At 75.3% G+C, this 12,410-nt stretch carries 12 protein-coding genes; 8 read left to right on the forward strand and 4 right to left on the reverse strand.

The genetic code is table 11. From position 1 onward, the window contains the following. Window positions 1-172: 172 nt before the first annotated feature. Complete coding sequence (locus tag ACFWXO_RS27120) at window positions 173-532, reverse strand: hypothetical protein (protein ID WP_380526682.1); 360 nt, start codon at window positions 530-532, stop codon at window positions 173-175. Window positions 533-867: 335 nt separating this feature from the next. On the opposite strand from ACFWXO_RS27120, the gene ACFWXO_RS27125 reads away from it, so the two are divergent. The 3 genes from ACFWXO_RS27125 to ACFWXO_RS27135 all read left to right on the forward strand — a co-directional run bounded on the left by ACFWXO_RS27125 (window position 868) and on the right by ACFWXO_RS27135 (window position 4,025). Then, on the forward strand, window positions 868-2,085 hold the full coding sequence (locus tag ACFWXO_RS27125; RefSeq protein WP_380526684.1) for a helix-turn-helix domain-containing protein: 1,218 nt from the start codon (window positions 868-870) through the stop codon (window positions 2,083-2,085). A 275-nt stretch (window positions 2,086-2,360) separates the two neighbouring features. Further along, complete coding sequence (locus tag ACFWXO_RS27130) at window positions 2,361-2,924, forward strand: AAA family ATPase (RefSeq protein ID WP_380526686.1); 564 nt, start codon at window positions 2,361-2,363, stop codon at window positions 2,922-2,924. A gap of 114 nt (window positions 2,925-3,038) precedes the next feature. Next, window positions 3,039-4,025, forward strand: a complete 987-nt coding sequence (locus ACFWXO_RS27135; RefSeq protein ID WP_380526688.1) for a zinc metalloprotease — start codon at window positions 3,039-3,041, stop codon at window positions 4,023-4,025. Window positions 4,026-4,084: 59 nt separating this feature from the next. Here ACFWXO_RS27135 and ACFWXO_RS27140 read toward each other — a convergent pair whose 3' ends face one another. Beyond that, on the reverse strand, window positions 4,085-4,480 hold the full coding sequence (locus ACFWXO_RS27140; RefSeq protein ID WP_375884337.1) for a hypothetical protein: 396 nt from the start codon (window positions 4,478-4,480) through the stop codon (window positions 4,085-4,087). Window positions 4,481-4,628: 148 nt separating this feature from the next. Between ACFWXO_RS27140 and ACFWXO_RS27145 the strand changes: the two genes are divergently transcribed. After that, window positions 4,629-5,081: a universal stress protein gene (locus ACFWXO_RS27145; protein WP_380526690.1), complete on the forward strand. Its 453-nt coding sequence runs from the start codon at window positions 4,629-4,631 to the stop codon at window positions 5,079-5,081. A gap of 64 nt (window positions 5,082-5,145) precedes the next feature. Continuing rightward, entirely contained in the window at window positions 5,146-6,048 is a 903-nt protein-coding gene (locus ACFWXO_RS27150) for a DNA-formamidopyrimidine glycosylase family protein (RefSeq protein WP_380526692.1), read from the forward strand. Here ACFWXO_RS27150 and ACFWXO_RS27155 read toward each other — a convergent pair. Together ACFWXO_RS27155 and ACFWXO_RS27160 are read right to left on the reverse strand one after the other, a co-directional pair. Beyond that, window positions 5,996-6,631: a uridine kinase gene (locus tag ACFWXO_RS27155; protein ID WP_380526694.1), complete on the reverse strand. Its 636-nt coding sequence runs from the start codon at window positions 6,629-6,631 to the stop codon at window positions 5,996-5,998. The genes ACFWXO_RS27150 and ACFWXO_RS27155 overlap by 53 nt on opposite strands. Window positions 6,632-6,699: 68 nt before the next feature. After that, the gene (locus tag ACFWXO_RS27160; RefSeq protein WP_380526696.1) at window positions 6,700-8,025 is read right to left on the reverse strand and encodes a PQQ-binding-like beta-propeller repeat protein; all 1,326 of its coding nucleotides are present in this window, start codon (window positions 8,023-8,025) and stop codon (window positions 6,700-6,702) included. 149 nt (window positions 8,026-8,174) lie between these two features. Here ACFWXO_RS27160 and ACFWXO_RS27165 point away from each other — a divergent pair, with 149 nt between their 5' ends. From ACFWXO_RS27165 to ACFWXO_RS27175, 3 genes are all read left to right on the forward strand, one after another. After that, complete coding sequence (locus ACFWXO_RS27165; RefSeq protein ID WP_380526698.1) at window positions 8,175-8,711, forward strand: Uma2 family endonuclease; 537 nt, start codon at window positions 8,175-8,177, stop codon at window positions 8,709-8,711. 135 nt (window positions 8,712-8,846) lie between these two features. Then, window positions 8,847-11,432, forward strand: a complete 2,586-nt coding sequence (locus tag ACFWXO_RS27170) for a SpoIIE family protein phosphatase (RefSeq protein ID WP_380526699.1) — start codon at window positions 8,847-8,849, stop codon at window positions 11,430-11,432. Window positions 11,433-11,570: 138 nt separating this feature from the next. After that, window positions 11,571-12,410, forward strand: an 840-nt coding sequence (locus tag ACFWXO_RS27175) for a sensor histidine kinase (RefSeq protein ID WP_380526756.1), incomplete at its 3' end; no start/stop codon positions are given.

Consider the following 12,410-nt stretch of genomic DNA (forward strand, 5'->3'; position numbering starts at 1 on the left):
GGGCGGGGGCCGGGGGCGTGCGCGGGGTGACCGGGGCGGCCGTGCGTTTCCCGCGGGTACACTGCCGGCCCGCCGGAGACCCGGGGGGGCCGTCGGAGCAGGTCCAGCGCCACGACTTCGTCCGTGTCGCCGATCCGGACGAAGTCGTGGGTCACCCGCGGATGTCGGTGGACTACCGGGAGACCGTCCGGCCGTCCTGGCTGCCGTTGTCGGTCGGGTACAGGTGCGCCCACGAGAGGGTGCACGGGAAGGTCCACCACGCGTTGTTGTACCCGGACTGGTACTTGTCGTTCCAGTTGAAGGAGTAGTAGTTGCCGCAGACGTCCTGGGCGGTGATGTAGAACTCCTCGTCGGTGTCACCGATGTTGACGTGCCAGCCGACGACGTTGTTGTTCGCGTAGACCTGGTACCACGAGCCGTGGCTGCTGCTGGCGCTGTCCGAGCCGCTGGAGGACGCGGACGCGGTGCCTGCCGCACCGAGCACCGTCGCGCCGGCGATGGTGAGCGCGACGAGGATCTTCTTCGCGTGCAAGGTTCTCTCCCTTGGTAGCTGGGGGTGGAGACGGAGCCCGTCGGCGTTTGCCCGCTCGCCCGGGTTCGGCCCGCCGGCGCTCATTCATCCGCACCGACGGCCCGTCCGAAAGCCCCGGCGCCGTACAGCGGACACCGGACGACAGACCCGGACGCCCGGGGGCTCCCCACGGTCGGCGCGGCGGCGCAGGCGAGGGCCCGGCCGGGGAGGCGATCACGAGTTTGCTCGTTCACACGCGCGCGACCACGTTCTTCCGGTACAACCTGACATGTCTGGACAGGCGTGGACGGGCAAGGCCCGTCCCACCTGTCACCGGGGGCAGACGGGAGGGCGTGATGGGCCAGGAGGACGAGGTTGCCGAGTTCCTCGACCGCTTGAGACAACTGCGGGCCCTCGCCGGCAATCCGTCGTTCCGGACGATGTCCAGGACGTCGGGAATCGTGTCGCACTCCGCCCTGCACGAAGCGCTAGCCGGCCGGCGGTTACCCACCTGGCCCGTGGTGCGCGAGTTCGTCAAGGCCTGTGGCGGCGACGAGGTGGAGTGGCGCCGGGCCTGGGCCGCAGCGGCGAACCCGGCGAGAGGGCCCGGCCGCCTCCCGCCCGACGCCGCCCACGAGGCGGACCACCCGGTCGAGCAGCCCGCCGGACCCGCCGAGCCGCTCGGCGCGACCGGCTCGCCCCGGCCCGCGCCCGTGCCGGGACGGAGGTGGTTCGGGCGGCGCGGTGGGGTGGCGTCCCACGGAGCCGCCCTGCTGGCGGGCATCGTCATAGGCGCCGTCACCGGCTACGTCGTCGGCAGCCCTGCCTCCGCCCAGCGGGAGGTGACCGCAGCGCAGCAGTGCCAGGACGCGATCAGTGACGACGGCGTCCAGCAGCCGCTCGCGGCCCACGGTCAGCGGGCCCTGGACGCCGCCGACCCCGCACCGGCCGGCCAGTCACCGGGCACACCGGCCTGGGTCGGCCGCCCCGGCGCGGAGGCTCACATCCTGACCGGCACGAGCGCCACGGTCCCGATCACCCAGAACGTGGCCGCGGGCGACGCACTCATCGTGTCGATCATGCTGACGTCCACCTGCCCGGCCCCACTGACCGTCACGGACAGCCGCGGCAGCCGCTACCAGCTGGTCGCGGACGTGTTCGACACCCGCCACCACCGCGTGGCCATCCTCGCCGCGTTCGACGTGGCCGCCCTCTCGACCGCCGACCACCTGGCGGTCACCTACGTCACCGCCAGTAAGTACCACGTGGTCGTCGACGAATACCGCGACATCCACTCCGTGGCTGCTCGGGCGACCGGTCTCGGGGAGTCCGGAGGCACCAGTTTCGGCATCACCGGCCCCACCTGCCGGGCGGGCCAGCTCCTCGTCGGCGCCGTGGGTTCCAACAGCGGCACCGGCCCGCTGTTCGAACCCGGCTGGGCCGACCTGCCGACGGTGAAGTTGTCGTCCTACTGGCTGACGACCGGCTACCAGCTCGTGCGGACGCCGGGCCCCTGCTCCCTCTCCGGAGCCACGACCGCCCAGTGGGGCGCGGTTCTGGCCGTGCTGCAGTAGGACCGCTCCGACCCCCGAACCAGCTCACTGGCCGGGCCTCCGTCGAGGCCTCTCGCACCTGCCCTGACCACGGGTCTTTACTCGTTCTTGGTCATACGCCATGCTCGTGGCAGGGAACGCGAGTGGAAGCGGCGGGCGGAGGGTCGGTGACGGGGACACGAATACCGCGGGCGGCGGCGCCACGGGTGTCGCCGCCCCGTGCTGCCGAGGACCGTGGTGTCGAGGGCCGCGCTGCCGATTGCCGGACGGGCGCGGATCGGATCGTCCGCGCCGGTGTGCACGAGCTGCGCGGCTCCGGGCCGGCCGTGCTGCGCTATCCCGCCGGTGACCTGTTGGTCGTCACCGGGCTGCCCGGCAGTGGGAAGAGCACCCTGATGCGCCGCAGTGTCCGCGCCCCGCTGGTGGATTCCCAGCTGGTCCGCGAGGAGTACGCGTCCCGGCTGCCCGGCCGCCTCCCGTACGCGCTGTACCGTCCGCTGGCCCGGCTCGCGCACTACCGGCGGCTGCGCCGGGCGGTGCTGGAGGGCGGGCCGCTGGCCGTGCACGACTGCGGCACGCTGCCCTTCGTCCGGTCCTGGCTGGTGCGGGCCGCCGCCCGGCAGGGGCGCCGGGTGCACCTGCTGCTGCTCGACGTGGACCCGCGGGAGGCCTGGGCGGGTCAGCAGCGGCGCGGCCGGTGGGTCTCGCGTTACGCCTTCGCCCGGCACCGGGGCGCGGCCGCCCGGCTGCGCGGGCTGCTGCTCGGGGCGGGGCGGCCGCCGGTCGGTTGTGCGTCGGCCGTGGTACTCGACCGGGGTGCCGCGCGCGCCCTGCGGGAGATCGACTTCTCGGCGTCGTAGTGTCGGGCGGGTCCGCGCCGGGCGCCGGTCGCCGGTGGACGGGCCCGAGGCGCGGCCGATGCCCCGTCATCTCCCCCCGCCCCCTCCCTGGTCATCTCCCCGTCAGGAGCGCTGATGCGCCGTACTGCCCGGGTGCGCTCGCGTGCCCCCCGCCTGTTCCCCTGCGCCGCCGCGCTGGTCGCCGCGGCCGGTCTGAGCCAGTTCGCCGCCCCGGCCCCGCACCGTACGGTGGCGGCTGTCTGCGACGGTACTGCCGCCGAGACCGCCGCCGATGCAGGTGTCGACCCCGCCGCCCGGAAGCCGGCGGGCAGTCAGGCGGGCCGGGACCCGAACGCCGTGAGCGCCGACCGGGCCCGGGCGATGCAGGCGGACCTGGAGCACCGGCTCGCCGCGCTCGGCCCCGCCCACGTCCCGCTGGCCGCCGAACCGACCACCATTCCGGTGTACGTCCACGTGATCCACTCCGGGGACGCCGGCCGGCTGGGCGAGGGTGCGGTGGCCGCCCAGATCGACCACCTCAACGCCTCCTACGGCGGCCAGGGCGAGGGCAACACCCCCACCGGATTCCAGTTCGCGCTGGCCGGCACCGACTGGACCGACAACGCCGGCTGGTACTCCGGCATGACCCCCGGCTCCGCCGCCGAGCGGTCGATGAAGAGTGCCCTGCGCAAGGGCGGCGCGGGCACCCTCAACCTCTACACCGCCCACCTCGGCCAGTCCCTGCTCGGCTGGTCGACCTTCCCCGACGTCTACCGCTCGAACCCGGTCGACGACGGCGTGGTGGTCCTGGACGACTCGCTGCCCGGCGGCCCCGCCACCCACTACAACGAGGGCAACACCGCCACCCACGAGACCGGCCACTGGCTCGGCCTCTTCCACACCTTCCAGGGCGGCTGCCTGCCCCCGGGCGACTACGTGGACGACACCCCGCCCGAGCGCAGCGCCGCCTACGGCTGCCCCGAGGGCCGGCACACCTGCCCGGGCGGCGGGCTCGACCCGATCCACAACTTCATGGACTACAGCTACGACTCCTGCATGACCCAGTTCACCCCGGGGCAGGTCCAGCGGATGTCCAACTCATGGGCTGCCTACCGCAGTTGAACAGGAGTGGAGCGGCCGAGGTCGATCGAGCTCGGCCGCGGGCCGGAGCAGGAGGCCGGTCAGCAGCAGACGTGGAGGTAGAGGAGCGTCCGGCCGTCGGCGGCACGGAACTCGTACGCGTGGTGGTCCTCGGCGAGCGCCTCGAGCCAGGCGGCCGGACGCTCCTCGGGGGTCAGCAGCACCGGGACCAGTGCCTCCGGGAAGTCCTCGTGCCAGCCGTCCCAGCCGCCCAGCGTCATCTCGTCGGCGCCGGCCGCCAGCCGCTTGGCCAGCCGCCGGTCCAGCGGGCCGCGGGCCAGCCGCCAGTAGCAGCCCAGGGCGTCCTGGAAGCCGCCGGCCGCCACGGGGGTCAGGCGGTACGGTCCGGCGCTTCCGTCGGCGGGCGGCAGGGTGGCGGCGACCTCGGCGATGACCTCGGCGAAGCCGCCGGCGCGGCGGCGCGGTTTGCTCGGCATGGGGGCATTCTCGCGGGCGGTGCCGGTCGGCGGCACCCGAATTGAATGCGGAACGCCGGGTGCGGCGTGGCAACTACCGGGTGCATGCCCGATTTGATCTATGTTCGAATGATTGGTGCCGAGCAGGAGTGACCGAAGGAGCAACCGCATGAGTGCCCACACCCGGATCGTCGTCGGCGTCGACGGCTCGCCCGCCTCGGAGCAGGCGCTGCGCTGGGCGGTCGACTACGCCAAGGCCGTCGGCGGGACGGTCGACGCCGTCACCGCCTGGGAGTACCCCGCCTTCTACGGCTGGGGCGGGACGGCCGTCCCCACCGGGGAGTCCCTCAACCCCGAGGAGCTGGCCGGCCAGACCCTGGCCGAGAGCGTCGCCAAGGCCGTCGGCACGGACCCGGGGGTGCCGATCGCCGAGAGCGTGCTGCCCGGCAACGCGGCCGGCGCCCTGCTGCAGGCCGCCAAGGGCGCCGCGCTGCTGGTCGTCGGCAGCCGCGGACTCGGCGGCTTCTCCGGCGTGCTACTCGGCTCGGTCAGCCGCCACGTCACCGAGCACGCGCCCTGCCCCGTGGTCGTGGTGCGGGAAGGCCAGGTCGAGGCCCCGTAGTCGAGGCGCGTAGCGGCGAGGGGCCGGTGCCGCACCGGGCCGCCGCGCGGACCAGAATGGAGACATGCCAGAAGGTGACTCCATCTACCGCGTGGCGGCCCGGCTGCACGAGGCCCTCGCCGGTCAGCAGCTGACCAGCGCCGAGCTGCGGGTGCCCGCGCACGCCACCGCCGCGCTCGCCGGGCGCCGGGTCTTGGAGGTCCGCCCGCGCGGCAAGCACCTGCTCACCCGCATCGAAGGCGGGCTCACCCTGCACACCCACCTGCGGATGGACGGCCACTGGGAGGTCTACCGCCCCGGCGAGCGCTGGACCGGCGGCCCCGCCTTCCAGATCCGCGCCGTCCTCGGCACCGAGCACGGCACCGCCGTCGGCTACCGGCTGCCCGTCGTCGAACTGCTGCGCACCACTGACGAACGGCGGGCCGTGGGCCACCTCGGCCCCGACCTGCTCGGCCCGGACTGGGACCCGGTCGAGGCCGTCCGTCGCATCCTCGCCCGCCCCGCCCGGCCGCTCGTCGAAGCCCTGCTCGACCAGCGCAACCTGGCCGGGATCGGCAACGTGTACGCCAACGAACTGTGCTTCGTCGCCGGGGTCACCCCGTGGACCGAGGTCGGACAAGTGCCGCACCCCGACCGGCTGGTGGAGCGGGCCCGGCAGATGCTGGAGGCCAACAAGCTGCGCCCCGGCCACATCACCACCGGCGACACCCGGCCCGGCTACCGGCACTGGGTCTACGGCCGGGCGGGCCGCCCCTGCCCGCGCTGCGTCACGCCCGTGCTGACCGGACGCCAGGGCGAGGCCCCGCGGGACCGGGCGGTGTTCTGGTGCCCGTACTGCCAGCGCGGGCCGGCCCCGGCCGCCCCGGCCGCAACGTCCGCAACATCCGGCGCGCCCGCCACGTCCGCCAGGTCCGCTAGGTCCGTTCGACCAGGGCGGGGTGCCGCGGGTCGTCCACCCGTACGGTGAGGTCGGCGGCCTCGGTCGGCCCGGTCTCCGCCTCGTAGCGGGCGAAGGCGGGCAGCGTCCACTGCTCGTCCGCCGGAGTGCGGCGGGCCAGCGCGGCCGGGGTGAGCGCCAGGTGGACGCTCAGTTCGAGCGGCAGCCAGCGGCCGAGCAGCAGGGCGCCGTCCAGCAACAGCACGCCGCCGGGCGGGAGTTGGACGTACGGGGCGCGGGTCGAGCGGTCGGTGGCCGGGTCGCGCAGCGAGGGCAGCACCCGGCCGGTGCCGCCCGGCTCCAGCGGGTCCAGCACCTCGCGCAGCAGGGCGCCGTCGTCCAGCCAGAGGTCGTGGAAGGCGTCCGCGTCCCGGTGGCCGTACTCCAGCCGGATCGAGGCCGGGCGAAGGAAGTCCGCCGCCGACACCCGCAGCGCCGGGCGGCCGCGCAGCCGCAGCGGCTCCACCAGGGCGTCGGCGAGCAGCCCGGGCCGGGCGGCCGCGGCGCCGTCCACGGCGACCCGCAGCCACCGCTCGCCGGCGCCGGGCAGCTCGCTGATCCGGTCGGCGAGCAGCTCGGCCAGCTTGTCGGGGGAGATCGGGTGTACCTGCACCAGCACATCCTGCCGCCCGGGGCGCTCCCGGCCCAGCTGTTTCAGGCCGGCGGTTCAGGCCCGCGCTCTCAGGTCAGCGGGAGCGCGTGCAGGACGTCGTCGTGCCCGGCGAAGAGGCGGGAGCCGTCGGCGGCGAGGTTCCAGACGTCCTTGCCCGGGCCGGAGTCGTGGAAGGTCCACCCCGGCGTGCCGGTCGCGGTGTAGATCGCCGCCACCCCGCCCGCCGCCGGACCGGGCACGTACAGCGTGCCGCCGACGACCAGCGGACGGCTGCGGTTGTCCAGCAGGAACGGCAGCTTGACGGACCAGAGCACCGCGCCGGTCCGTGTTTCGAGGCAGGTGACGACGCCGTCGTTGCGCAGCACGAAGACCCGGACGGTGTCCGGGACGGGCGGCAGGGCCCGCCAGGACTCCCCCCGGGCGGCGGTGTGGTTCCAGGCCGGCTTGCCGTCGGGGCCCAGCAGGTACACCCCGCCGTTGCTGTCGGGCACGAGGAAGCTCGTCCCGGAAGCGACGCACCAGCCGAAGTCCTGGGTGACGGCGGCGGTCGACACCTCCTCGCCGGTGGTGGCGTCCCGGACCACCAGCTCGAGGCGTTCGCCGGTCGACCGGACGCAGGCCAGCAGGTTCTTGTCGTAGGGGGCGGTGGCGGCGGCGGGCCGTTCCTGGTGGTCGACCGCGACGGACCAGAGCAGGGAGCGCCGGTCCAGTTGTACGGCGAAGATCCGGCTGCTCGGCGCCGAGCTGTCCGAGCGCGGCCAGCTCAACAGGCAGCCGTAGAGGACGCCCGCGCTCAGGCAGGTGAGCTGGACGTCACCGTCCAGCTCCTCGGGCAGCGCCAGGCTCCAGTCGGCGGTCGGGTCGGTGAGGTGGTGGGCGTCCAGGTGGCCGCGGGAGGTGGCGGTGAACAGGTAGTCGCGCCAGACCGCGATCTTTCCGGCGGGCAGTTCCAGGTCGCTCGGCCAGTCCTTGGGTGCCGGCGGGTCGAACACCAGCAGCCGTCCGGGACGACCGGTGCCCGGGTCGAGGGCCTGCCACCCCGCCTTGGAGAGGAAGGCCGGCCCCTGGGGCGCGGCGAGCAGCCGCTCCGGGGTCATCACCTGCGGGCCCCGGTAGGTCCACAGCGGCGTCGGCCCGGACAGTGCGGTCGGCTGCGGCCGGCTCGGCGACGGCGTCGGCGTCGACCCGTCGCCCTCCACCCGGCCCAGCGCCCACGCCGCCCCGCCGGCCGCCAGCACCCCGGCCCCGATCAGCAGCCCGCGCCGGCTCAGCCGGGGGCGGTCACCGTCCGGACCCCCACCGCCGAGCACGTCCCCGGGCACCGCGTCCGCACCGTCCGCCTCCCCGTCCCACTGCCAGGCGGCGTCCTGCACCGGCCCCTCGGGCGACTTCATCCGGTCCTCACTCCCACCCCCGGCGGCCACCGTGCCACCACCTGCCGGGGAGGATATCGAACGGTCCCCGAACCATCCCAAGCCGCGACCTCGGCCGCACTAGGCTGCGCCCGACACAACGAGTACCGGCCCGCCCAGGAGGCCCGAGGATGTCCACCGTGACGGCCGAGCAGTACGACGGCTGGACCGAGGAGCAGTGCGCCGACGTGGAGATCGTCGGCGGGGTGGTGGTCGCCCGTCCGAGCCGCTCGGCCCGCCACAACCGGATCGCGCGGTTGGTGGCGAACGCCCTGGACGACGCGGGCGGGGCCGACTGGAACGCCGACTGCGGCTTCGACCTGCGGCTGCGGGACGTGCCGCTCGACAACCGCTGCCCGGACGTGGTGGTCTACCGGGCCGACACGGTCGAGGAGATGCCGGCCAGGCCGGAGCACGTGCTGTTGTTGGTCGAGGTCGTCTCACCGGGCTCGGAGACCACCGACCGGCTGGTCAAGCCCGACCAGTACGCGAAGGCCGGAATTCCCTTCTACTGGCGGGTCGAGCAAGCGGCGGGCCGGGTGCCGGTCGTCCACACCTGTCCGCTGGACGAGGCGAGCCGGGTGTACCGGGCCGGGGAGGTGTTCACCGGACTGGTGAAGGCCGCGGTGCCGTTCCCGGTGGAGGTCGACCTCACCGATCTGCCGTAGCGCGTCACCCGCTCGGCGGAGCGGTTCGCTCGGCCGGGTGAGGGCGTCCGTGCCGGGGCGGGTGGGGCCGGTGGGCCGGCCGGGGCGGGCGGGGCTCGCCTTGACACGGTTCCGGGCCGGACGTAGCAAGGGAGCATGCGCGATCCGCGGCCGACCGGCGGGGACGCCGAGCCGGTCCGTGCGGCGGGCCCGGAGGCGGCGCACGCGCGGGACGAGCTGTTGGCGGAGGCCGTCCGGGAGGTGCTGGCGTCGACCGCGGCGTACGGGGCGATGGTGCACCTGCGCTCGCGGGACGGGCGGTCCCTGGTGCTGCGGACCCTCGCCGGGGTGCCGCTGTCGATCATGAGTCCGTTCCGCCGGGTCGCGGCGGCCGGGCCGCTGCCGGTCGCGGTCTGCTTCCGCACCGGGCGGACCGTCACGCTGTCCGACTCCGAGGACATCGTGCGGCGCTTCCCGCAGCTGGCCGTCGGGCTGCCGTACGACTTCGTCTCCGCCTGCGTGCCGGTGGGGCACGGCGGGGAGCGGTTCGGGGTGCTCAGCGTGCTGTGGCCCGCCTCGGACGACGGGGTGCCGGACGGGGACGGCGGGCGGCCGGAGGCGGTCGCCTCCCGGCTGGGCGCCGGGCTGGCCGGGGTGGCGGCGGCCGGGCAGCCGGTGGAGCCGGCCGGGGACGCCGCCGTGGTGGAGCTGTCGCCGCCGACGGCGGTGACCACCCGGGTCGGGCTGTTCGACTGGGACGTGGCCAGTGGCGCGCTCGCGGCGGACGTGCAGTTCCGGGAGATCTTCGGCTTCGCGCCCGGCGAGTTCGACGGCACGGTGCGCTGCCTGACCGGCCGGATCGCCCCCGGCGACGTGCCCGAGTTCCGGGCCGCCGCACGCACCGCCCTGGAGCACGGCGAGGTGCTGGCGGCCCGGGTGCGGGTGCTCGGAGCGGCCGGCCGCCCGTACCCGGTGGAGCTGTGGGCCCGGGTGCCCGGGGCGATCTCCGACGGCGGGACCCACCTGGTCGGCGCCGTCCTGGACGTCCGTGCCCTGACCGCGGCGGCCGCCGCGGTCGAGCGGCTGCACGAGGGGCTGCTCTCGCTCGACCCGGACGGTCTGATCAGCTACGTCAACCGGGCCGCCGAGCCGCTGCTCGGGGCCGGCGCCGAGGAGCTGGTCGGACACCACCCCTGGGAGGTGCTGCCCTGGCTCGCCGACCCCTTCTACGAGAACCGCTACCGCGCCGCCCTGCTCTCCCAGCAGCCCACCGCCTTCCTGGCCGTCCGTCCGCCGGACGGCTGGCTCGCCTTCTCGCTCTACCCCGACCCGCACGGCGTCACCGTCCGGATGGTCGCCGCCGAGGCCCCGCCGGGCGCGGCCGAGCCGCCGACCGCCCTGGCGCCGCCCGCGGCCACGGCCGGTGCGGGCACGGGCGGCGTCGGCGGCACCCACCACCTGCTCCAGCTGGCCAGCGCGCTCACCGAGGCCGTCACCGTGCGGGACGTCTGCCGGGCGGTGGCCGAGGAGATCCTGCCGGCCTTCGGCGGCCAGGAGCTCGCCATCTACGGGGTGCGCGAGCAGCGGCTGCACCTGGTCTCGCAGAGCGGCTACCCCGACGGCTTCCTGGACGGCTTCGAGGGCACCCCGCTGGACGCCCGGGTCCCCGGCGCGGAGGCGCTCAGCACCGGCACCCCGATCTTCTTCGAGTCGGTGCGCGAGCTCGCCGCCGCCTACCCGGGCCTGGCTCTGGACGAGATGGGCGCCTGGGCCTTCCTGCCGCTGATCGCCTCCGGCCGCCCGGTCGGCAGCTGCATCCTCGGCTTCGACCGGGCGCACCCCTTCACCGTCGAGGAGCGCGGACTGCTCACCGGCCTCGGCGGCTTCATCGCCCAGGCCCTGGAGCGGGCCCGGCTGTACGACGCCGAGTTCGCGCTGGCCCGCGGCCTGCAGCAGGCCCTGCTGCCGCACCGGCTCCCGCAGGTGCCCGGCATCCGCACCGCCGCCCGTTACCTGCCCGGCACCCAGGGCATGGAGATCGGCGGCGACTGGTACGACGCGATCGTCACCGGCGACGACCTCACCCTGGTGATCGGCGACGTCGAGGGCCACAGCGTCGGAGCGGCCGCCGCGATGGGCCAACTGCGCAGCGCGGTCAGGGCGTTCGCCAGTGGCGGCGAGCCGCCCGGCCAGGTGCTGGCCCGCACCAACCGGCTGCTGCTGGACCTCGACCCGGGGCTGCTCGCCAGCTGCTGCCTGGTGCGCCTCACCCCCGCCGACGGCACCGTGCGGATCGGCCGGGCCGGCCATCTGCCGCCGGTGCTGCGGCACCCGGACGGCCGGGCCGAGGCGCTGTACGTGCCGGGCGGGCCGCTGCTGGGCGTGGACGACGGGGCGGCGTACCCGGTCAGCGAGCTGCGGCTGCGGCCCGGGTCGCTGCTCGCCCTCTACACCGACGGGCTGGTGGAGGACCCGGCGCTGGCGATCGACCAGGGGGTGGACCGGCTGCGGGCGGCGCTGGCGCACGGGCGGGCGGGGGAGGCACTGGAGGAGCTCGCCGAGCGGCTGCTGCGCGAGGTCGGCTCGACCGGGCGGGTGGACGACGTGGCGCTGCTGCTCACGGCCTTCGGGACCGACGGCGGGGTGGGCGGCCCGGGCGGCGGGACGGACGGCGGGGTGGGCGTCGGCCCGACCGGCGCCGGAGCGGCGACTTTCGTCGGCCCGGGCTGCGACGAAGGGTGACCGCGGCCGGGGCGGCCGCCCGGTTAGCCTCGACGGGTGGAAGCAATCGCACGGGCCTGGTCGACAGCGGTACGGACGGCGCTCCCGGGGCCCTGGCGCCCCCGGCGAGTGGTCGGCGAGGCCGTGGCGGCCCTGCTGATGGGCGCGCTGGCGGCCCTGCTGGAGCTCGCCGCCGCCACCGACCTGGCGGTGCCCTTCGGGCTGGCCGTCGCCGCGCTGTGGCTGCTGCGCCGCGGCTTCCCGGCGACGGTGCTGGTGCTGACCGGGACGCTGGCGGGCTGGTCGCTCGGGCCGTTCCCGCTGCTGGTCTGCGCGGGCTGGGTGGCCGGGGCGCGGATCGGCCGGGTGTGGCGACTGGTCGGCGCCTTCGTGCTGAGCTACCTGATGTTCTCCATGTTCGGGATGCTCAAGGACGGCGCCTCGTACTCACCCAAGCTGATCATCGGCTTGTCGCTCGGCATCTTCCTGGTATTCGCGGGTCTGCCCGCCCTCTACAGCCGCTACCGGGCGCAGCGCCGCGCCCTGCTGGACGCGCTGCGTGAGCGCAACGACCAGCTGGTGCGCGAGCGGGCGATGGTGGTGCACCAGGCCCGGCTACGGGAGCGGCACCGGATCGCCCAGGACATGCACGACAGCCTGGGCCACCAGCTGGCGCTGATCTCCGTGCACTCCGGCGCGCTGGAGGTGGACCGCACCCTCAGCGACCGGCAGCGGGAGGCGGTCGGGGTGCTGCGGCAGGCGGCGGTCGCGGCCATGCGCGAGCTGCGCGAGGTGGTCGGGGTGCTGCACGACGAGTCGACGGCGGTGCCGCCCGCGGTCGTCGGCGCCCCGGGCGCGGCGGGGTCGCGCGGCGGGGTCGACGGGATCGGGGGGTTGGTGGAGTCCTCCCGGGCGCCCCGGGGGGGGGGGGTGGGTGTTGGTCGGGTCCTCGGTCCACGGCCTGAGCTGGGGGGGGTTGTGGCTGCGCCGCCCGTCCAA

Origin of the sequence: Kitasatospora sp. NPDC059088 (assembly GCF_042738155.1) — a bacterium.
Taxonomy (GTDB): domain Bacteria; phylum Actinomycetota; class Actinomycetes; order Streptomycetales; family Streptomycetaceae; genus Kitasatospora.